16 protein-coding genes are annotated in these 20,612 nt (G+C 68.5%); 5 read left to right on the forward strand and 11 right to left on the reverse strand.

Translation table 11 applies throughout. The features are described from left to right. Positions 1-30: 30 nt before the first annotated feature. A complete protein-coding gene (locus LC068_RS09240; RefSeq protein ID WP_226636547.1) occupies positions 31-477 on the forward strand; it encodes a hypothetical protein in 447 nt (148 codons plus the stop codon). Here the strand turns inward: LC068_RS09240 and LC068_RS09245 are convergent. From LC068_RS09245 to LC068_RS09255, 3 genes are read right to left on the reverse strand one after another with little or no spacing between them, the layout of a single operon-like run. Then, complete coding sequence (locus LC068_RS09245; RefSeq protein ID WP_226636548.1) at positions 455-1,015, reverse strand: DNA-3-methyladenine glycosylase; 561 nt, start codon at positions 1,013-1,015, stop codon at positions 455-457. The two genes, LC068_RS09240 and LC068_RS09245, sit on opposite strands and share 23 nt — an antisense overlap. Beyond that, entirely contained in the window at positions 1,012-1,464 is a 453-nt protein-coding gene (locus tag LC068_RS09250) for a MaoC family dehydratase (protein ID WP_226636550.1), read from the reverse strand. Before LC068_RS09250 ends, LC068_RS09245 begins: the two co-directional genes overlap by 4 nt. Then, positions 1,461-2,453, reverse strand: coding sequence for a threonine ammonia-lyase (locus LC068_RS09255; RefSeq protein WP_226636552.1), 993 nt, complete (start codon positions 2,451-2,453; stop codon positions 1,461-1,463). Before LC068_RS09255 ends, LC068_RS09250 begins: the two co-directional genes overlap by 4 nt. Before the next feature lie 82 nt (positions 2,454-2,535). Between LC068_RS09255 and glpK the strand changes: the two genes are divergently transcribed. Both glpK and LC068_RS09265 read left to right on the forward strand, forming a co-directional pair. Further along, positions 2,536-4,053, forward strand: a complete 1,518-nt coding sequence (gene glpK / locus LC068_RS09260) for a glycerol kinase GlpK (protein WP_319002490.1) — start codon at positions 2,536-2,538, stop codon at positions 4,051-4,053. Next, positions 4,050-5,126, forward strand: a complete 1,077-nt coding sequence (locus LC068_RS09265) for a phosphotransferase family protein (RefSeq protein ID WP_226636554.1) — start codon at positions 4,050-4,052, stop codon at positions 5,124-5,126. The genes glpK and LC068_RS09265 overlap by 4 nt, the downstream gene beginning before the upstream one ends. A 3-nt stretch (positions 5,127-5,129) precedes the next feature. Here the strand turns inward: LC068_RS09265 and LC068_RS09270 are convergent, their stop codons facing one another. From LC068_RS09270 to LC068_RS09295, 6 genes are all read right to left on the reverse strand, one after another. Further along, positions 5,130-6,863, reverse strand: a complete 1,734-nt coding sequence (locus tag LC068_RS09270) for a CHAT domain-containing protein (protein WP_226636555.1) — start codon at positions 6,861-6,863, stop codon at positions 5,130-5,132. Positions 6,864-6,894: 31 nt separating this feature from the next. Continuing rightward, positions 6,895-7,578 carry a hypothetical protein gene (locus LC068_RS09275; RefSeq protein WP_226636557.1) on the reverse strand — a complete coding sequence of 228 codons (684 nt, stop codon included), beginning with the start codon at positions 7,576-7,578 and terminating at the stop codon, positions 6,895-6,897. 115 nt (positions 7,579-7,693) lie between these two features. Continuing rightward, a complete protein-coding gene (locus LC068_RS09280) occupies positions 7,694-8,449 on the reverse strand; it encodes a DUF1223 domain-containing protein (protein ID WP_226636559.1) in 756 nt (251 codons plus the stop codon). Positions 8,450-8,520: 71 nt separating this feature from the next. Beyond that, a complete protein-coding gene (locus tag LC068_RS09285; protein ID WP_319002491.1) occupies positions 8,521-10,761 on the reverse strand; it encodes a prolyl oligopeptidase family serine peptidase in 2,241 nt (746 codons plus the stop codon). Positions 10,762-10,926: 165 nt separating this feature from the next. Then, complete coding sequence (locus tag LC068_RS09290; RefSeq protein WP_226636563.1) at positions 10,927-13,074, reverse strand: prolyl oligopeptidase family serine peptidase; 2,148 nt, start codon at positions 13,072-13,074, stop codon at positions 10,927-10,929. 98 nt (positions 13,075-13,172) lie between these two features. After that, on the reverse strand, positions 13,173-13,982 hold the full coding sequence (locus LC068_RS09295; protein ID WP_209118700.1) for a potassium channel family protein: 810 nt from the start codon (positions 13,980-13,982) through the stop codon (positions 13,173-13,175). 91 nt (positions 13,983-14,073) lie between these two features. On the opposite strand from LC068_RS09295, the gene dapF reads away from it, so the two are divergent. Together dapF and LC068_RS09305 are read left to right on the forward strand one after the other, a co-directional pair. Further along, entirely contained in the window at positions 14,074-14,919 is an 846-nt protein-coding gene (dapF, locus tag LC068_RS09300; RefSeq protein WP_226636565.1) for a diaminopimelate epimerase, read from the forward strand. Positions 14,920-15,021: 102 nt separating this feature from the next. Next, positions 15,022-17,301, forward strand: a complete 2,280-nt coding sequence (locus LC068_RS09305) for an NADP-dependent malic enzyme (protein ID WP_226636567.1) — start codon at positions 15,022-15,024, stop codon at positions 17,299-17,301. A gap of 22 nt (positions 17,302-17,323) precedes the next feature. On the opposite strand, the gene LC068_RS09310 is transcribed toward LC068_RS09305, so the two are convergent. Together LC068_RS09310 and LC068_RS09315 are read right to left on the reverse strand one after the other, a co-directional pair. Next, complete coding sequence (locus tag LC068_RS09310; protein ID WP_226636569.1) at positions 17,324-19,060, reverse strand: AmpG family muropeptide MFS transporter; 1,737 nt, start codon at positions 19,058-19,060, stop codon at positions 17,324-17,326. A 35-nt stretch (positions 19,061-19,095) separates the two neighbouring features. Beyond that, positions 19,096-20,607 (reverse strand): response regulator, encoded by a 1,512-nt coding sequence (locus LC068_RS09315; protein WP_226636571.1) that lies wholly within the window; start codon positions 20,605-20,607, stop codon positions 19,096-19,098. Positions 20,608-20,612: the final 5 nt, after the last annotated feature.

The raw sequence follows: 20,612 nt of genomic DNA on the forward strand, positions 1-20,612 counted from the left end.
CACAGCCTGATTGCGCCCAATAATTGCGCGATGAAACGTTCTGCATTCAGAACCATCATGATCTTCCTGATCGTGGGCGCCCCGACCGGCGGGATGGCGCTCGGACTTGCGGTCTTTGGCGAGCGCGCGCTGGCAGGGGGAGGCAGCGAGGCCGGTGAGTTGGCGTGGGGCCTGCTCATGTCAGGGCTCGCCGGATATGTTTACGGCTCAATTCCCGCAACGATCACGGGGCTGGTCGCGGCCCACTATTCCGACCGTATCCGGCGTACACCTTCATGGCTGGGAATGGCCACCGGTGTGGGAGCGGCGGTAACCGGTCTCCTGAGCCTCATTGGAGGCCCGGGTCTTCCCGTGTTGCTGAGCCCCTTGGGCGCCCTTGCCGCCTTCGTGAGCGCACTGGTGGCGCTCAGGGTTCGCCCTCTGGGCGGCGGCGTCCGAGCGGGTGCGGGAGAGGTCACCCCCGGAACGGCCGGCTGAGAAACGGGGAGCCCTTGAGGCCGAAGCGCCACGGCGTGTCCACGCCCTTGGTAATGCCGATGCGGGGCCCGATGGCGAGGCTCGCGGGGGGCTGGCCTGGCTCAAGCACGAAGGGCGGGGCATCCAGCGGGGCGTGGTCCAGCGCCTTGTCGATCGCCAGCGCCTGACACAGTTTCCCGGGTCCGGAGCACAGGTTGCGCGGGTCGTCTGTGCCGCGCCGGGTGGTCATGACGTCCAGCCCGTCGGTCGGCTCCAGCGCCCGGATCAGGACGGCGCTGCCCGGCCTTGTCCGGTCACAGACAATGTTGAAACACCAGTGGGCGCCGTAGATCCGGTAGACATAGGCCCGGCCGACGGGGCCGAACATGGCAGCATTCCGGGGCCGGGGGCCGCCAAAGCTGTGCGACGCGGGATCGGCCGGATCGTAGGCCTCGGTCTCGACGATGGTGCCGCCGACACCGTCGACCAATAGCCGCGCGCCGATCAGGTCACGGGCGACCGTGACGGCATCGCGCGCCAGCCAGTCGGTCAGGCTCAAGCGACGACCTGCATCCCCAGCCATTCGGCGATGAGGGCCGGTTTGTCGCCGCCCTCGATCTCGACGGTCAGTTCGTGCTTCAGAAGCCAGCGGCCGCCGCCCTTGTCCTCGGCCGACAGCAGTTTGAACCGGCCGCGCACCTTCGACCCGGCGGGCACGGGGGCGAGGAAGCGCAGCTTGTCGAAGCCATAGTTGACGCCCATCACCACGCCTTCCAGTGGCTTGACCGCATCATAGGACATGGCCGAGGCGAGGCTGAGGGTCAGGAAGCCGTGGGCAATGGTGCCGCCGAACGGGGTGGCCTTGGCCGCTTCCGGGTCGACGTGGATGAACTGTTCGTCCTCGGTGATCTTCGCAAAGGCGTCGATGCGGGCCTGATCGACCTTGATCCAGCGGGAGACCCCCACTTCGGTGCCGATCAGGGATTGCAGGTCACTCGGCTTGGTCATGCGGGGGCTCCGGGCGTGAAACGATCCTCGATGATGGCGGCAAACAGGGCGGGGTCAATGTTTCCGCCTGAGAGAACGATGGCCGTGGTGCGGCCCGCCGCCTCGACCTTGCCCGCCAGAAGCGCCGCCAGCGACACCGCCCCGCCCGGCTCGACCGCCAGTTTCAGCGTGCGGAAGGCATACCGCACTGCCTCGGCTACCTCTTCATCGGTGACGGTGAGGGCGGCGGCGAGTCGCTGGTTGATGGGGAAGGTCAGCTCACCGGGCCGGTCGCTCATCAACGCATCGCAGATCGAGGGCGCGGCCCCCGGCGGGAAGGTCACGCGCTCGCCGGCCTCGAGGGAGCGGCGCGTGTCGTCATAGGCGGCGGGCTCGACCGCCAGCACCCGGGTGTCCGGCGAGCGCGCGGCAAAGGCCAGATTGATCCCGGCGATCAGCCCCCCGCCCGAGGCCCCGCACAGCAGCTGGTCGATGGGCGCATTGGCCTGTTCGAGGATTTCCAGCCCGGTCGTGCCCTGCCCCTCGATGATGAAGGGGTCGTCGAAGGGACGGACCAGCACACTGCCGCGCGTGCGGGCGATCTCTTCGCCGATGGCCTCGCGCGATTCGGTCCAGCGATCGTACGATCGGACCTCGCCGCCGAAGGCGATCACGCCCTCGACCTTCACCCGGGGGCTGTCGGCGGGCATGACGATGACGGCCGGGGTGCCCATCCGGCGCGCGGCGGCGGCCACGGCCTGGGCATGGTTGCCGGAGGAATAGGCGACCACGCCGCGGGCCTTTTCTTCCTCGGTCAGGCGACTGATCCGATTCCAGGCCCCGCGGAATTTGAAGGCTCCCGCGACCTGCAAGGTTTCGGCCTTGATCAGCACCCGGCCACCCAGGCGATCATTCAGCGCCGGGCTTTCGATCAGGGGGGTGCGCACGGCGGCGCCGGCGATCTGGCGGGCGGCGTCGAGGACACCGGAAAAGGAGGCTGTGTGGGTCATGGCCGCATCTAGCGCGGCTTGCGGGCGCGTGGCGAGGGGCATCCCGCTTGCCTCGCCCGGCGTCCGTCGTCACTAATCCCCCATGAGCCGGATGATCCTCTCCATCGACCTGGGCACGACCTCGACCCGGGCCATCGCCTTTGAGGTGTCGGACGCCGGAGCCTTTTCGGCGGCGGCGGTCAGCCAGATCGAACTGCAGCAGCATTTCCCCAAACCCGGCTGGGTCGAGCACGATGCAGGCGAGATCTGGACCGCCACCCTGCAGACCTGTCGCGAGGTGATCCGCAAGGCGGGGGGCATCGACCGCTTCGCCGCAATCGGTATCACCAACCAGCGCGAGACGGCGGTGCTGTGGGATGCGCAGACGGGCGAGCCGCTGCACAAGGCCATCGTCTGGCAGGACCGGCGCACGGCCGATGTCACCACGGCACTGGCGCGTGCCGGCCATGAGCCGGCGGTGCAGGGGCGCACCGGCCTGATCCTCGACCCCTATTTCTCGGCGTCGAAATACGCCTGGCTGCTCGACGCGGTACCGGGCAGCCGCGAACGGGCCGGGGCGGGCGGCGTCAAGCTGGGCACGATCGAAAGCTGGCTGGTCTGGAAGCTGACGGGCGGCCGATCGCACATCACCGATGCCACCAATGCGGCGCGCACCAGCCTGATGGATCTGGGCACCCTGAGCTGGCAGGCCGATCTGGCCGGGCTGTTCCGGGTGCCGATGGAGGCCCTGCCGGAAATACGCGGCTGTGCGGATGCGCTCGGCGACTGTGACCCGTCGCTGTTCGGCCGGGCCCTGCCGGTGCACGGCGCGGCCGGCGACCAGCAGGCGGCGCTGGTCGGTCATGGGGCGTTGCAGCCCGGGGATGCCAAGATCACCTACGGAACGGGCGCGTTTCTGGTCGCCAATGTGGGCGCGGAGCCGGTCATCTCGACCAACCGCCTGCTCGGGACCCTGGCGTATTCCGTGAACGGACAAACTGCCTATGCGCTGGAGGGATCGATCTTCTCGGCCGGCTCCGCGATCCAGTGGCTGCGGGACGGTCTGGGCGTGATCAGTCAGTCGCGCCAGTCCGAAGCCATGGCCCAGAGCCTGCCGGACAATGGCGGGGTCTATCTGGTGCCGGGCTTTACCGGGCTGGGGGCGCCCTGGTGGTCGCCCGAAGCGCGCGGAACCCTGACCGGCCTGACGCGGGATACCGGCCCGGCCCATCTGGTGCGGGCGGCGCTGGAAAGTCTGGCCTATCAGACGCGGGACCTGCTGGATGCGCTGGCCGCCGACGGCGCACCCCGGCTGGCGCGGCTGAAGGTCGACGGCGGGGTGACCGCCAATGCGCTGGCCATGCAGTTCGTGGCCGACATCTGCGAGGTCGAGGTCGAGCGCCCGGCCTTTCAGGAGATGACCGCGCTGGGGGCCGCCAAGCTGGCGGCACTGGGTGTCGGCCTGATCGACCGGCTGGATATTCCGCCCCTCGAGACACCCGCCGTCTGGCACCCCCGCATGGATGGCGCGACCCGCAACCGCCTGCTCGATGGCTGGAAGGGCGCGATCCGCGCCACCCTGGCCGCTGCCGAAACCGCCGCTGAACCGGAAACCGCATGACCGACCCGACCCTCGATCCCCAGTCCGCCTTTTCCGGTACGCGCGAGGTCGATCCCCGGCACGCGCTGGACGAGACCACCCTAAACGCCTGGCTGGCCGAACACGTCGAGGGGTATCAGGGGCCGCTGACGCTCCGCCAATTCAAGGGCGGACAGTCGAACCCGACCTATGAGCTGACCACGCCCGGCCGGACCTATGTGCTGCGCCGCAAGCCGCCGGGCGTTCTGCTGCCCAGCGCCCATGCGGTCGATCGGGAATTCCGGGTGATCTCGGCCCTGCATGCCCAGGGCTTCCCCGTCGCCCGGCCCTATATTCTGTGTACGGACGATAGCGTCATCGGTTCGATGTTCTATGTGATGGACAAGGTCGAGGGCCGGGTCTTCTGGGACCTGAAACTGCCCGATCTGTCGCCAGCCGAACGGCGCGCCATCTATGAGGCCCAGACCGATACACTGGCGGCCCTGCACCGGTTCGATCCGGATGCGATCGGCCTGTCGGACTATGGCAAGCCCGGAAACTATTTCGCCCGTCAGGTGGGCCGCTGGACCAAACAGTATCAGGCGTCCGAGATCGACACGATCGAGGCCATGGACCGGCTGATCGCCTTCCTGCCCGAGAGCCTGCCGCCGGACGGGCCGACGCGGATCGTGCACGGCGACTTTCGCCTCGACAATATGATCCTGGCGCCTGAACGGGCCGAGGTCCGGGCCGTGCTGGACTGGGAGCTGTCGACGCTGGGCGATCCGATGGCGGACTTTTCCTATCTGCTGATCGCCTGGGTGATTCCGGCAACCCTGAGGAACGGCCTGGCCGGGGCAGATCTGGAGGCGCTGGGCATTCCGTCGGTCGAGGAGACGGTCGCACGCTATGCCGAGAAGACCGGAACGGCGGGGCCCGCCAATCTCGACTGGCTGTTCGCCTATAATCTGTTCCGGCTGGCCGCCATCTGTCAGGGGATCGCCGGGCGGGTGCGCGACGGCACCGCCGCCAGCAGCCACGCCCGGACCATGGCCGCCCAGGTCGGGCCGCTGTCGGACGCAGCCTGGAGCTTTGCCAAAAAGGCCGGCGCCTGACGCCTAGCTGGGCGTGCCCACGAGGGTGAAGGCCGCCCAATAGGCCGGGTGCTGCCAGCGGCGTTCGGCGCGCACCTCGCGCATGGCGCCCTGCAGGGCCACGGCCCGGTTGCCGGGCGTGCGGTCGAGGCCCGCAAAGGTGCCGGTGATGAGGGCGGTCGTGGCCTGGTCCGACACTTCCCAGTGCGAGACGAGGATGGAGCGGGCCCCGGCGTAGAAGAAGGCCCGGGCCAGACCCGACAGCCCCTCCCCCCCCGGCCGGCCGTCGGAGGCCGCCGTATTGCAGGCCGACAGCACCACGAAGTCGGCGTTGAGGCGCAGACCGGCCGCTTCCGACGCGGTCAGATAGCCGTCGTCCTCGGCGGTCGCCAGTTCGGGCGGGGTGAGCACCAGACCGGGTTCGGCGAAACTGGCCCCCGCCATCAGTCCGTGGGTCGAGAAGACGACGAAGCGCGCCTCGGACAACAGATCGGTGTCGGTCTTGCGGACGGCGGTCTCGGTGGCCGCCGCCCCGATCCGCACGACGCCCTTGGGATAGATGCGGCCCAGCGCCATCAGCTCGGCCCGGGCGCCGGGCAGGTCCGGCAGGGCGCGCAGTTTCTCGACATCGGCCAGCTGGCCCTCGCCCAGTATGCCGTCGGCATCGGGTGCGCCGCGCGCGGCGGGCTCTGGCGTACCCGTCAGGACCGGGGCCCCGAAGGCCACGAGCGGCAGGCGATCGCCCGTCAGCACGGCCCGGCGGCCGTCCCCGCCGGTGAGACGGGCCGGGCACCCCGGATGGCGGTCCTCGTCCGCGGCCAGATGACAGCGCAGGGCCTTGAGGCTGGACACAGACGGCAGGGTCGCCAGCGCATAACGGTCGATCAACCATTCGGTCGTGGCGAGGGCCTCGGGGGCCGTGTCCTCGCCCACCGGTGGGGCGGTCACGAGGGCCGCGAGCGGGAGGGTGGTCAAAGGTCCGCTGACCACAGTGATCAGGGTGGAATGGCCGGCGAAGATGCCCTCGACCGGCTGGATCAGGGATGTGTAGAGGCGGTAGGCCTCGGCCCGGTCATAGGCGCGGACCGGGCGACCGGCGAACAGGGCGGGGTCGAGCGTCGGGTCGTTGCGCGCGCCCGCCGTGGTCAGCGAGGCCCGCAGGCGGTCGACCGAGGCGGCCAGCGCCGCCTCGCCCAGATCGGCGGCGCGCGCCCATTCGATCCGGTCCGAGGTGATGCCCCAGACATAGGTCGCCTCCGGATTGACGAACACCAGCAAGAGGGCCTCGTCCGGATTGAGCAGGGCCTGGGTCTCGGTGACGCTCAGCGCGCGCGGGCTGGTCAGCTCGGCAAAGGCGGGAAAGGACTCCTGGATTTCGGCGTCGACCTCGCCCAGCTCGGCAAGCGTCTGTTCATAGCTGCGGCTGAGGATCCGGCGGCGCTCGCGGGCCGAGGGTGTGTCCTGGGCGTAGAGGCCCTCGACCTCACGCTCCAGCGCGTCGCGGCGCTGGATCAGCCGCTCGCGCCGCTCGGCCAGCTGCCCCAGGGCATCGTCGCCCTCGGCGAAGCGGGCCGAGACCTTGGCGAGGGCGTCGGCGGCATCGGACACAATGGCCCACTGGGCCGCTTCGAACGCCTCGGCACGCAGGGATTCGGGTGTGTCGGGATCCTGTCCGGACCCGGCGCGCGCCAGCGCCCCCCCGGCCAGGGCCAGACCGAGCAGGATGAGCAGGCCCAGCCTCCAGGCCCCGATCCTCATGCCGCGCTCTGCCCCTGCCCCCATGCCGTCCTCAGTTGCTGAGGATCTGGACCTTGGTCCAGATCGCGCCCCGATTCACCACGCTGACCCGCACCTTGCCCGCCAGCTGCGGCATCAGGGTGCAGACGGGATAGTGGTCGCCGAACCCGTCCTGGCACAACAGCCGGCCCTCGGCGTCGCGCACGATCAGGTCGATATTGGTGTCGCCGTCGCCGATGGCGGCGATGCGGAGGATTTCGCCGCCGCGCGCATCGACGTCAAAGCCGAAGGTCTCGCGTGCCCGCACGTCCTTGACGGTGGCGATCGGGCCGCGACCGAAGGGCGACGACACCACCCCGCGGGTGACCTGTCCGCGCAGCTGTTCGATGGCCGCCAGATAGGCGGGCTGGCCGGCCGCCATTTCCTCGGCCTCGGTCAGCAGGCTGTCGAAGGTCAGGAAGGGCAGCTGGTCGCCCTGGTTGCGCAGGGGCACCTCGCCGACGATCCGGGCCGCCATGATCAGGGCACCGGGGTCCTGATGCGCGCGGCCCCAGTCGGCCAGACCCGCCGCCGTCACCAGTTGCGACACACCGGCGGCCTCGGGCGAGGGCACCATGGGCGCAGGGTCCTGGGCGCGGCCCAGACCGGCGCAGGCCATGACCGTCAGGGCCGCGACGAGCGCCAGCAGCCCCGTGCGGAGCGGGCCGGTTGCGATCCTGTATGCGTGGCTGCCCATGCGTTCGTTTCCCCATGCCGTGCGCGCCAGGGTGCGCGTCGCGACAGTCTGCCCGCCCCCGGGCAACCGGAATACTGACCGAATGTGATGGCGTCCGCAAAGGGGCTTTCGCCGTTCAGCGAACCGCGGCCCCCAGAATGTGGCGATCGTCGCGCGACTGGATCAGCACCGCCACCCGGTCGCCGGCCTCGATCCCGTCGGGCAGGGACAGCAGGATCGGGCGTCCCGTCCATTCGCCGATCGGCTGGATCGAACGGACCACATTGGTGTGCCGGACAACCCGGCCGCGGTTGTCGCCGCTCTCGACCCGGACCAGCACCGGGCCGGGCGTATAAACCACCGCCAGCACATCGGCCCCGCCGTCCTCGACCCGGCCCGAGCCGATACCGACCCGGTCGCCGGAGGTGCGGAACTCGATATCCGGCGCCCACAGCCGGCGGGCGGATTCCTCATTCACCGCGACGCCGAGGCTGTCCTCGTCGCGCGGCGCCACGGTGCGATAGCCGTCGAGGATGACCTGGGGCGTGGAGACGGCGCGCAGGCGCAGGGCCTGGCGATAGGCCTGCTGGCGCTCGCTGAACTCGGGGCGGGCCAGGGTGTCGGTCCAGCCGGTGTAGTCCCAGTAGTCGACCGGATAGGTCAGGACGATCACGCCGGGGCGGTCGACCAAAGTCTCGACCCGCTGGTTGGCTTCGGGACAGCCGCCGCAGCCCTGGGCGGTGAACAGCTCGACCACCACCGGGGCCTCGCGGACCGCCACATCGGCGCGGGCGACGCGGCGCACGGACTGGGCCGAGGTCGCAACTGCCCCGAACAGGCAGGCGCCAGCGGCCCCCGCGATCACCAGACGTGTCCAGCCCCGAACTCCCATGGGTCCGACTCCTAGCCGCTCCGGCGTATTCGCGCCCCTCATTTTCGCGTGAGGGGCGCGTGAAGCCGCCGTCAGTCCATCAGCTGCTGAGCCAGATAGACATAGTGCCGGGCCCAGCGCCGGGCGTTGGCGACCGGATCGGCATCATTCGAATGGCCGCCGGCGGTGTCCTCGAAATAGAGGTGGTCGTGGCCTTGCGCCTCCAGCCGGGCCGCGAATTTGCGGGCGTGGCCGGGGTGGACGCGGTCGTCGCGCGTGTTGGTGGTGATGTAGACGCGCGGATAGTCGACCTCGGGGCTCAGCCGCTGATAGGCCGAGTAGTCCGCGATCCAGGCCGCTTCCTCGGGAATGCGGGGGTCGCCGTACTCGCCGATCCACGAGGCCCCGGCGGGTAGTTCGTGATAGCGCAGCATGTCGATCAGCGGGCTTTCGATCACGGCCGCATTGAACAGCTCCGGATGCTGGGTGATCGAGACCGAGGTCAATACCCCGCCGTTCGACCGGCCATAGATGCCCAGATGCCGGGGCGAGGTGATGCCGCGCGCGATCAGGTCCTCGGCCACGGCGGCGAAGTCATCAAAGGCGCGCTGGCGGTTTTCATTGAGGGCCGCCTGGTGCCAGCCCGGGCCGAACTCGCCCCCGCCGCGGATATTGGCCTGGACGAAGACGCCGCCATTCTCGAGCCACAGCTTGCCCATCTCGGGCTTGTAGGCAGGCGGGAAGCTGATCTGGAACCCGCCATAGCCGAACAGGATGGTGGGCGCCGTGCCGTCCAGCGCGAGGTCGCGCGGCATGACGACGAAATAGGGGATCTTCGTCCCGTCGGTCGAGGTGGCCTCATACTGCCGGACCACATGGGTCGAGGCATCGAACTTGGGCGGCGCGGAGCGGAGGGGCACGATCGCATTGGGCGAGGTAGCCACGTCCGTCTGGTGCCGCTCCACCAGGAAGTCGACATCCAGCAGACCGATCATTGGCGGCGTCAGGAAGCCTTGGGACGAAACGAACAGTTCCTGGCGACCCTTGGACGAGTCTCCCAAGCCGATGGCGCTGTTGGGTGAGACTGAAACCTGTCTTTCCGCCCAGCCGAATTCGCCCGTGTTCTTGAAGAGGGAAAGACGACCGCTGACGTTGTCATTGATCGAAATGGCGACGCGGTCACCAAAGACCGCGACGTCGCTGATCGACTGCCGGGGACCGGGCTGAAAGATCAGCCGCTCCTGATTGCTAATGGTGACCTGGTCTCTCTCGCGGAGATCGGCCATGGGAAAAGACAAGAGTGAACCGGCCGCATATTCTATGCCACCCGGCGACCATGCCTGTTCCGGGGAGAATATCAGCAGGTCGCCCATAGTGCCGTACACGGCGACACGCTCAGGCAGCTTCAGTCTTTGCACCTGCCCGTTCCGCCATTCCGATGTCTCGCTGCGGAAGGTGTCGAGCGGTCGGTTAAACAGCACGGCCTCGATCCGCCCTTCTGCGTCGCGGAAGACCGAGGCGCTGACCCCATAGCCACCGTCACCGGCCTCGCCGCGATAGACCTCGGTCGCCTGGGCGAGGGTCTGGCCGCGCTTCAGCGACTTGACGATATAGGGATAGCCCGACTCGGTCAGGGTGCCGGGTCCGAAGTCGGTGGCGACCAGCAGGGTGTCGGCGTCCAGCCAGCTGATGCGGTGTTTGCCCTCGGGCAGGACGAAGCCGCCCTCGACGAACGTCTTGGTCGTCAGGTCGAACTCGCGGACCACGACGGCGTCCTTGCCGCCGTCGGACAGATTGACGAGGCAGCGGGTCTCGGCGGGCGGCAGGCAGCTGGCCCCCTTGAACACCCAGTCCTTGCCCTCGGCGCGGGCGAGGGCGTCGATGTCGAGCAGGGTCTCCCACTGCGTGTCGCCGGACGCATAGGACTCCAGCGTCGTGCGGCGCCAGATGCCCTTCGGATTAGTGGCGTCCTGCCAGAAATTGCCGATGCCGTCGCCGAGGAAGGACGGGGCAGGAATCCGGTCGGTAGCCGTCAGGATCGCCTCGGCCTGCTGGCGGAAGGGCTCATAGCGGGGGTCGCCCTCCAGCGTCGCCAGCGCGCGTTCGTTCTCGCGGGCGACGAAGGCCATGGCCTCGGCCCCATCCACCTGTTCCAGCGCCAGATGATCGTCGGCGGCCGCCACGCCCTCGGGCGAGAGGTTCGAAGGGAAGCCGGGCATGGAGGCCTGCGAGACCGGGACGGCGGTGTCCGCGGGGTCCTGGACGCCCGGCATGCCGGCGCAGGCAGACAGCATCAGGGCCGGAACGGCCACGGACAGAATCAGGCGACGCATCATGCAAACTCCATCTTGGTGATCCTCCCCCGCCTCGCGGGGGAGGGGGACCGCCTTCTGGCGGTGGAGGGGGCGGAGCCGGACGGTGCGCTTGAAGTCGCCCCCTCCACCCCTTCGGGGTCCCCCTCCCCCGTTTCGCAAGCTTCACGGGGGAGGATCGGGTTTTCAGTCCATCAGGCGGCGGGTCAGATAGGTGTATTCCAGCGCCAGACGCCGGGCGGTCTCGCGCAGATTGGCGCCGGCGGCGTGGCCCCCGTCGGTGTTCTCATAGAAGAGGACGTCATAGCCCAGCTCTTCCATGCGGGCGGCGGCCTTCCTCGCATGGCCGGGGTGGACGCGGTCGTCCTTGGTCGAGGTGTGGATGAAGACCTCGGGATAGGGCTGGCCCGCGCGCAGGTTCTGGTAGGGCGAATAGGCCGCGATCCATTCGCGCTCTTCGGGGATGTCCGGATTGCCGTATTCAGCGATCCAGCTGGCCCCGGCCAACAGCTTGTGGAAGCGCAGCATGTCGAACAGGGGCACCTGGATGACCGCAGCGTTGATCAGGTCCGGGCGCTGGGTCAGCATCGCCCCCATGAACAGGCCGCCCTGGCTGCCGCCCATGATGCCGAGGTGCGGCTGGCTGGTGATCCCGCGGTCGATCAGGTCGAGCGCCACGGCCTGGAAGTCCTCATGCGCGCGCTGGCGGTTCACGCCCTGGGCCGACTGGTGCCAGGTGGGGCCGAACTCGCCGCCGCCGCGGGTGTTGGCGACGACATAGACGCCACCGCGCTCCAGCCACAGCTTGCCGACCGTGGCCGAATAGCCGGGCAGCATCGACACCTGGAAGCCGCCATAGCCGTACAGCAGGGTCGGGTTGGAGCCGTCCATCGGCATGTCCGACCGGCCCACGACGAAATAGGGGATACGGGTCCCGTCGGCCGACACCGCCTCGAACTGGCGGACTTCCAGGCCGTCGGCATTGAACTTGGCCGGCAGGGACTTGATCACCTCGCCCTCGCCGGTCGCGGCGTCGAACAGCCACAGGGACTGCGGGTTCAGATAGCCGGCGACGCTGACGAACACCCGGTCGTCCATGTCCGACGCCGAGCCGACGCCGACGGTGACGTTCTCGGGCAGGTCCAGCCGCGTGCGGCTCCAGTCCGAGGGGTCATAGACATAGACGGCGCCCCGGACATTTTCGAACAGGGCGACGACCAGACGGTTGCGGGTGGCGGTGATGCCCTCGATCGACTCGCGCGGGCCGGGGCGGATGACCAGATGGGCCTCGACCGTCGGATCAGCCAGCCAGGCAGCAAGGTCGTACGCCAGCACGTCGCCGGTCCTGAACTCTTGCCCGGACGGGGCGGCCCAGTCCTGATCCGTGGTCACGATCAGCTGGCCATCGACCAGGGCTGTGATGCCCCCCTTGAGCGGCAGGGGCAGCTGACGCGTCGTGCCGTCCGCGTTCAGCAGCCAGGTCTCGCTCTCATAGAAGTTGATACCGCGGTTGAGCAGCACGGCCTGCACCACGCCATCGGAATCGCGCAGGGTGAAGCCGCTGACCGAGACGTCGGTCTGCCGGCCCTCGAACACCACGGGGGCGTCCTCGATCGACTGGCCGCGCGTCAGCAGGCGCACGGTGCGCGGATAGCCGGAATCAGTCAGGGAGCCTTCGCCGAAGTCGCGCGAGACCAGGAGGGTGTCGGCGTCGATCCACGATACCCCGCCCTTGGATTCCGGCAGGGTGATGCCGCCCTCGATGAACTGGCCGGTCTCGCGGTCGAACTCGCGCACGGTGACGGCGTCCTTGCCGCCGTCCGAAAGATTGACCAGGCACAGCCGGCCCTCGGGCGGCAGGCAGCTGGCGCCCTTGTAGACCCAGTTGGCACCTTCGGCGGCGGCCAGGGCGTCGAAGTCGAGAACCGTTTCCCACTGCGGATCGTCGGTGGCGTAGCTGTCGACCGTGGTGGTGCGCCAGATGCCGCGCACATGGTCGGCGTCCTGCCAGAAATTGTCGATCATCTCGACGCCGCCCGCGCGGCGGAAGCCCGGCGAGGGGATGCGGTCGCGCGCCTCCAGCAACGCCAGCGCCTGATCGTGCAGCCCCTGATAGCGCGGGTCCCCCGTCAGAATGCCCAGCGAACGGGCATTCTGTTCCTCGACCCAGGCCATGGCGCGCTCGCCGTCGACCTCTTCCAGCCAGAGGTAGGGATCGTCGGCGTCGGCGGGTGCGGTCATGGTCGGGTCGGAAGCGCTCTGGGCAAAAACGGGGGCTGCCACCAGCGACAGCGGCAGGGTCAGGGCGAGGGCGGTCAGGGTGCGACGAAGCATGGACGGGGTCTCCGGGCGAGGGTGGGGCACCTTACCCGGGCGAGGGGCGACGACAAGCCATGGCCCCGTTCATTACGGTTTCGTCATCCGTTGCCGGTTCAGACCTCGTAGTTCGGAATGCACAGGCCCTGACCGCAGGCCTTGCAGTGCACCGCATCGGGGTCGTGCCGCTGCAGGCCGCAGTTGGGACAGGGGTGGTGCACCTTGGGCGGGCGCAGCAAGGTCTGGCCCAGCCGGACGAACAGGGTCACGCCCGTCAGCATGATGATGATCGACACGATCCGCCCCCAGGCGCCGGGCAGCAGAATGTCCCCATAGCCGGTCGTGGTCAGGCTGGTGACCGTATAATAGAGGGCGTCGACATAGCCGGTCAGGCCCTCATGGGTGCCGACGAAGGCGGTATAGACGAACCCCGTCGCCACGAAGATGAAGGTGACCAGCGCGGCCAGCGCCTTGATCACATCCTCGACATGGGTGTCGTCATACTTCCGGCCGACCGTCCGCCAGAAGAAGTCGGAGTTGATCAGGGTCCACAGGCGAATGACCCGGAGGAAGCCGAAGTTGAACAGCCAGGCCGGGAACAGCAGGGTCGCCAGGATGAACAGGTCCGCCCAGACTACCGGCCGCTTCAGCCACGAGCGGATGTCGGTCCAGGCCATGGCCCGGGCCAGCAGGTCGGCGGCCAGCAGGGCGGCGATCACATAGTCGAGGACATAGAACAGCCAGCCCAGATTCTGGCCGCGCATGACCGGGGCGGCGACGAAGAAGGCGATGATGGCCAGATCGATCACCAGCACTCCGTAGCGGAAGCGGACCGCCTGACGGGACTGGCCATGATAGAGGGCCCTTAGCCTGGCCCGGATGCGCCAGCCGCGATGGGAGTCTGGGGAGCTCGTCTCGGAGGCCATGCCCTGCGATAGCGCGGATGGCCGCCCGTGCAAACCGTTCGTGATGGGCGGGGCGCTCGCACACCGGCCATGGCTGGCCTATAGGCAGGGCATGAGCGCGCGCGGAATGCCGTATCTGAAGATGAACGGGGCGGGGAACGCCTTCATCGTCCTGCGCGCCGATGCGCCGGGGTTCGATCTCGATGCCGATACGGTGCGGCGCCTGTCCGATCCGGCCACCGGCCCGGGCTGTGACCAGCTGATCGTGATCGAGCCGCCGGCAGAGGCGGGTCGGACCGCCTTCATGCGGGTCTGGAATGCCGACGGCGGCAAGGTCGAGACCTGCGGCAATGCCCTGAGGTGCGTCGGCTGGCTGTTGCTGGAGGCCTCGGAACAGGACCGGGCGGTGATCGGCACCCTGGGCGGGGCGACCGTGGCGCGGCGGGCCGGCGACCACCGCATCGAGATCGACATGGGCGAACCGCGGCTGGCGTGGCAGCAGATCCCCCTGGCCGAGGAAATGGACACGCGCGGCATCGAGCTGCAGGTCGGGCCGGTCGACGCCCCGGTGATCCACACCCCGGGGGCTGTGTCGATGGGCAATCCGCATGTGGTCTTCTTTACCGACCGGCAGGACGACGCCTTTGTGCGTGGGGCCGGCTCGCTGATCGAACATCATCCGCTGTTTCCGGAAGGCGTGAACGTCGGCTTTGCCCATGTACTGGCCCCGGATCACATCCGCCTCAGGGTCTGGGAGCGCGGGGCGGGCCTGACGCAGGCCTGTGGCACCGGGGCCTGTGCCGCCCTGGTGGCCGCCCACCGGCGCGGCCTGACCGGACGGTCCGCCACCCTGACGCTGGACGGAGGCGACCTCGACATCCGCTGGGACGCCGACAGCGGCCACGTCTTCATGACCGGGCCCGTAGAGCTGGAGGGGACAGGGACGCTCCCCCTGTGACCCCTGCCGCCTGACGTAACGTCAAATCCGGCCTCGCTGCCGTTGTTTGCGCGGCACCCGCCCTCTAGGATCGCCGCCTTCCTCTCTGATCGAAACGACCTCATGCCCGACCTGACCGACAAACAGACCTTCTCCGACACCGACGCGCTGGAGTTTCACAGCGATCCCGTGCCGGGCAAGATTTCCATGGCGCCGACCAAGCCCATGGCGACCCAGAGGGACCTGTCGCTGGCCTATTCGCCGGGGGTCGCGGTGCCGGTGCTGGCCATCGCCGACGATGCGGACCGGGCCTATGACTATACGTCCAAGGGCAATCTGGTCGCTGTGATCTCGAACGGCACCGCCATCCTGGGCCTCGGAAATCTGGGCCATATGGCCTCCAAGCCGGTGATGGAGGGCAAGTCGGTCCTGTTCAAACGGTTCGCCGACGTCGACAGCTTTGACGTCGAGGTGAAGACCACTGATCCGGACGAATTCGTCACCGTGGTCAAGAACATCGGCGACACCTGGGGCGGCATCAATCTGGAGGATATCCGCTCACCGGAATGCTTCGTGATCGAGAGCCAGCTGCAGGACCTGCTGGACATTCCGGTGTTTCACGATGACCAGCACGGCACGGCCATCATCTCGACTGCCGGCCTGATCAACGCCTGTCACATCACCGGCAAGAAGCTGGAAGACATCAAGGTCGTTCTGGCCGGCGCCGGGGCGGCGGGCCTGTCGTCGATCGGGCTGATGAAGGCCGTCGGGGTCAAGGCCGAGAACACGGTGATCGTCGACCGCGACGGCGTGGTCTACAAGGGCCGCGAGAACGTCGATCAGTGGAAGGCGGCGCACGCCACCGACACCCCGCACCGGACGCTGGCCGAGGCCATGGTCGGTGCCGATGTGGTGCTGGGCCTGTCGGCCAAGGGCGCGATCACCAAGGAAATGGTGGCCTCGATGGCGGCCAATCCGATCATCTTCGCCATGGCCAATCCCGACCCGGAGATCACGCCCGAGGATGTGATGAGCGTCCGCTCGGACGCCATCATGGCTACCGGCCGGTCGGACTATGTGAACCAGGTCAACAATGTGCTGGGCTTCCCCTACATCTTCCGGGGGGCGCTCGACGTGCGGGCGCGCACCGTCAATCACGAGATGAAGATTGCCTGCGCCTACGCCCTGGCCATGCTGGCGCGCGAGGATGTGCCCGACGAGGTGGCCGCCGCCTATTCCGGTCGCAAGCTGAAGTTCGGGCCCGAGTACATTATTCCCACGCCGTTCGACCCGCGGCTGATCTGGTACATTCCGCCCTTCGTGGCCCAGGCCGCCATGGACACAGGCGTGGCCCGCCAGCCGATCGAGGACATGGAGGCCTATCGCATCGCCCTGCGCCAGCGGGTCGATCCGTCCGCCGCCCTGATGCAGAAGATCGCCTCGGCCGTGCGCGCCGCCCCCAACAAGCGGGTGGTGTTCGCCGAGGGCGAGGAAACCTCGGTCATCCGTGCCGCCTGGGCCTTCAAACAGGCCGAGCTGGGCACGCCGGTCCTGCTGGGCCGCGAGGACCTTATCCGCAAGAATGCCGCCGAGGCCGGGCTGAATTTCGACGATCTGGACATCGAGATCGTCAATGCCCGCATCTCGGACAAGAACGACGCCTATACCGACTGGCTATACGGGCGCCTGCAACGACGTGGCTATCTGCGCCGCGACGTCCAGCGGATGATCAACCAGGACCGCAACTATTTCGCCGCCACCATGGTCGCGCGCGGTGACGCCGATGCAGTCGTGACCGGCACCACGCGGAACTTCAACATGGTGCTCAAGGAAGTCCGGCGCGTGCTGGACGTCCGTGACCGGCTGATCGGCCTGTCGGTGCTGCTGGCGCGCGGGCGCACCCTGTTCGTGGCCGACACCTCGATCCACGAGCTGCCCAATGCGACCGAGCTGGCCGAGATCGCCATCCAGGCCGCCGCCACGGTGCGCAAGCTGGGCCGCACGCCCCGCGTCGCCTTCCTCAGCTATTCGACCTTCGGCAACCCTCCGGGCGACCGCAGCGAACAGGTGCGCGAGGCGATCCGCATCCTCGACCAGAAGGGCGTCGATTTCGAATACGAGGGCGAAATGCCGGCCGAGCTGGCGCTCGATCCCGAGGCACGCTCGTCCTATCCGTTCATGCGCCTGACCGGCGATGCCAATGTGCTGGTCATGCCGGGCATCCACTCGGCCTCGATCTCGACCCGTCTGGTCGAGGCGCTGGGCGGCGCCACCGTGATCGGGCCGATGCTGGTCGGCCTCGAGAAGTCGGTCCAGATCGTCAGCCTGGGCGCCTCGGTCAGCGAGATCATGACCGCCGCCACCTTCGCCGCCTATGACGAGGGCGCGGGCGAGGAGGGCTGACCCGCCAAAAGAGGCAGGGGGCTCAGCCGGCCCCCTCGCCTTCCTCCGCCATCCGCCTGCGGGTTTCCGCCTCGACGGCCGGCTGCCGCGCGGCCACGTAGAAGGCCAGTACAATGGCGAACACGCCGATCACGGTGGAATAGAGGAAGAAGGTGAAATAGCCGGCGCCGAGACCCTGGACGGTCACGCCGCTCTTGGTCGCGCCTTCAACGAGCGTCCCGTCGGGCAACCGGTTGAACAGACCCCTGAACAGGGCGGGCAGCCCCCCGCTGTCGGCCGAGCGGGCCGAAGCCTCGACAATTTTGCCGGACTGCGAGGCGATGATCTTGCCCGGCAGGGCGTAAAGCGAGCTGAACAGGGCGTACTGGGTGGCGGTAAAGCCGATCGAGGTCAGGCTGGACATATAGGCAATCAGGGCCGTGCCCGCGATGCCGGTGGCCACATTGTCGATGCCGATGGCGATGAACAGGGCCGACAGGTCATGGCCTTGGGTCGCAAGCCAGGCGAAGGCCAGGTTGGACACGGGGCTCATGAAGGCGCCGATGACCATGGACCGGATCAGACCCAGTTTGGCGACCATCCAGCCCCCGGCGAACACCCCGACCGAGGTGGCGACGACGCCAAACACCTTGCGGACCTCGGCCACCTCGATCTTCGAAAAGCCGAGATCGAGGTAGAAGGGGTTCATGATGTTCAGCACGAAATCCGCCAGTCGGTAGAGGCAGATGAGCGCCAGAATGGGCAGGGCCAGCCGACCGAAGCGAACGAAGAAGTCCATCAGCGGCGCGCCGAAGGACCCCGCCAGATAGGCGCCCGGCCGGGTCCGGAAGCCGGGCAGAGGCCAGCACGCCAGGGTCAGCAGGGTAAAGCCCGCGATGATGTAGGCGAACTGGATCAGCACGCCCGACAGCTCGCCCTGTTCCAGCCCGGCGCTGACCGCTGCGCTGCCGCCCTCGCCCAGCAGCCCCCCAAATGCCCACAGAAGGGCATCCGCCTTGTCCGTCAGGCCTGTGCCGATGATCAGGGCCGCGATAACGATCAGCGAGAGGCGTACTATCCACTCGACGACCTCCAGCGCGGGGCGCGAAGGAACGTCGCCAACCGGAATCGGACGGATGATGTGCTGGCGCTCGCGCGGCGCCATAACCACGCCGATGATGCCGAAGCCCATGAGGGCAGCCATCACGGCATAGGAGAAGTTCCAGTTGTAGAGCTGGGCCAAAATCAGCGGCACGGCCCCGGCCACGATCTGGGCGGCGCGCCAGCCAAGCTGGTATGAGGCGGCCATGGCGCCCTGACGGTCGTCATCGGTCACCTCGATCCGCCAGGCATCAATGGCGATGTCCTGGGTCGCGCCGAAGAAGCCCACGATGACCGCGAACAGTGCCACTCCGCCAATGTTCGACTGGGGATCCGAACCGGAGATGAGCCACAGGCCGACCACCACCAGCAACTGTGCAGCCAACATCCAGGAGCGCCGGTGCCCCAGCCATTGGGTCAGCACCGGAATGTTGGTGCGGTCCAGCAGGGGTGCCCAGACGAATTTCAGGGCGTAGGTCAGGGTCGCGAGTCCGAAGAAGCCGATCACTTCCAGCGAAACCCCGTCGTCGCGAAGCCACGCGCTCAGGGTATCGAAGATCAGCAGGTTCGGGAGGCCCGACGCGAACCCGAGCAGCAGCATGGCGAAGACCTGCCGCTCGCCATAAACAGCCAGACCCCATAGGCGTCCGGCGGAACGGTCAGCGGTGGGATCGGTCATGCGGCTCGTCCTCTGCGGGGACGCGACAACCGTCCCTATGCGGAGGCGACCTTGGCGCGCTCCGGCGGGTTCGTCCAGCGGGTCAGGGCGGCGGTCAGGGCCTCGACGCCCAGCGGCTTGGTCAGATGGTCGTCCATACCGGCGTCCAGACAGGCGCGGCGATCGTCGGCAAAGGCATTGGCGGTCAGGGCCAGCACGGGGGTGGTGTCGCCGCGCGCGCGCAGGGTGCGGGTGGCGGTCAGGCCATCCATGCCGGGCATGCGCATATCCATGAGTACGAGATCGAACCGGGCGCGCGTCAGGGCATCCAGCGCCTCCTCGCCGCCCGCGGCCGTCTCGACCACACAGCCCTGACGCTTCAGCAGGGTGGTGGCCAGCAGGGCGCCGACCGGATTGTCCTCGACCAGCAAGACCCGCACGCCGGGGAAGGCCGGGCGGACGAGGCGGTCATCCTCGGGCCCGGCGGGCGGCTGGCCGGCGGCCGAAGGACCGGCGCCCAGCGCCCGGGCACGCTCGACAAGCGAGGCGGGGCGTAGCGGCTTGATCAGATAGCCGTCGAAGCCGACGGCGCGATAGTCGGCGATGCGGTCGCGCCGACCGGGCCGGAGCAGGACCACGGCGTGGGGCCGATCAGGACGGGGAGCGAGGGTTTGGTCTTCCGCCCGGCCGTCATCATCGACCAGCATCAGATCGGCCTGCCGGGGATCGACCGATGTAGCCCCCGCCGCTTCGGCCATGGCCGTGGCGGCCGCCGTCGTGAAGGGATGGGCACCCACCACCGCGATTTTCAGACCCTTGAGGGGGGCCGTCGCCGGTCGGGCCTCACCGGGGACCGGATCGAAACGGGCCTCGAACACGAACCGGGCCCCGCCACCGGGCCGGTCGTCGACCGACAGGCTGCCGCCCATGGCGAGCGCCAGCTTGCGGGCCACCGCCAGGCCGAGCCCCGCGCCGTCGTGGCGGGTGGCGTCGGAACTGTCGGCGTGGCCGAATTCCTCAAAGATGCGGGCGCGGGCTGCCTCGGGCACGCCAGGTCCGGTGTCCTCGACGACGAAGGCCAGGGCGCTGTCCTCCGTGCCGGAGACCGCAATCGACACTCCGCCCGACGGCGTGAACTTCACGGCATTGCCGGCCAGGTTAAACAGGATCTGGCGCAGGCGCCCCTCGTCGGCCCGCACGCAGGGCACGTCGGGCGCCACGGCCCAGGCAATCTCCAGCCCCTTGTCGTGGGCCCGGGGGCTGAGAAGTTCGGCCACCCCGCGCACCAGATTGTCGATGTCCACGGGGGCGAGGTCGAATTCCAGACTGCCGGCATCCAGACGGGCATAGTCCAGCAGGTCATTGACCAGACCCAGCAGATGGTCGGCCGAGGTGCGCGCCGCCTCCAGATAGGCCTTTTGCGCCGGATCGAGCCCGCTGTCGGACAGCAGACCCAGCATGCCGATCACCCCGTTCAGGGGCGTGCGCATCTCATGGCTCATCAGCCGCAGGAAGCGGACGGCGGGATCCGTGTCGTCCGGATCGGCGGGGCGGGCAGGCGCGCTCATGACGC

The organism is Brevundimonas poindexterae (genome assembly GCF_020524625.1).
Lineage (GTDB): Bacteria > Pseudomonadota > Alphaproteobacteria > Caulobacterales > Caulobacteraceae > Brevundimonas > Brevundimonas poindexterae_A.

What these genes read in the sequence shown, in the direction of transcription:
- LC068_RS09285 (WP_319002491.1), bottom strand. Translation starts at nt 10,761, where the DNA reads ATGCGTCGCCTGATTCTGTCCGTGGCCGTTCCGGCCCTGATGCTGTCT.
- LC068_RS09310 (WP_226636569.1), bottom strand. Translation starts at nt 19,060, where the DNA reads ATGACCGATCCCACCGCTGACCGTTCCGCCGGACGCCTATGGGGTCTG.
- LC068_RS09250 (WP_226636550.1), bottom strand. Translation starts at nt 1,464, where the DNA reads ATGACCAAGCCGAGTGACCTGCAATCCCTGATCGGCACCGAAGTGGGG.
- LC068_RS09305 (WP_226636567.1), top strand. Translation starts at nt 15,022, where the DNA reads ATGCCCGACCTGACCGACAAACAGACCTTCTCCGACACCGACGCGCTG.
- dapF (WP_226636565.1), top strand. Translation starts at nt 14,074, where the DNA reads ATGAGCGCGCGCGGAATGCCGTATCTGAAGATGAACGGGGCGGGGAAC.
- LC068_RS09270 (WP_226636555.1), bottom strand. Translation starts at nt 6,863, where the DNA reads ATGAGGATCGGGGCCTGGAGGCTGGGCCTGCTCATCCTGCTCGGTCTG.
- LC068_RS09275 (WP_226636557.1), bottom strand. Translation starts at nt 7,578, where the DNA reads ATGGGCAGCCACGCATACAGGATCGCAACCGGCCCGCTCCGCACGGGG.
- LC068_RS09240 (WP_226636547.1), top strand. Translation starts at nt 31, where the DNA reads ATGAAACGTTCTGCATTCAGAACCATCATGATCTTCCTGATCGTGGGC.
- glpK (WP_319002490.1), top strand. Translation starts at nt 2,536, where the DNA reads ATGAGCCGGATGATCCTCTCCATCGACCTGGGCACGACCTCGACCCGG.
- LC068_RS09295 (WP_209118700.1), bottom strand. Translation starts at nt 13,982, where the DNA reads ATGGCCTCCGAGACGAGCTCCCCAGACTCCCATCGCGGCTGGCGCATC.
- LC068_RS09255 (WP_226636552.1), bottom strand. Translation starts at nt 2,453, where the DNA reads ATGACCCACACAGCCTCCTTTTCCGGTGTCCTCGACGCCGCCCGCCAG.
- LC068_RS09290 (WP_226636563.1), bottom strand. Translation starts at nt 13,074, where the DNA reads ATGCTTCGTCGCACCCTGACCGCCCTCGCCCTGACCCTGCCGCTGTCG.
- LC068_RS09265 (WP_226636554.1), top strand. Translation starts at nt 4,050, where the DNA reads ATGACCGACCCGACCCTCGATCCCCAGTCCGCCTTTTCCGGTACGCGC.
- LC068_RS09280 (WP_226636559.1), bottom strand. Translation starts at nt 8,449, where the DNA reads ATGGGAGTTCGGGGCTGGACACGTCTGGTGATCGCGGGGGCCGCTGGC.
- LC068_RS09315 (WP_226636571.1), bottom strand. Translation starts at nt 20,607, where the DNA reads ATGAGCGCGCCTGCCCGCCCCGCCGATCCGGACGACACGGATCCCGCC.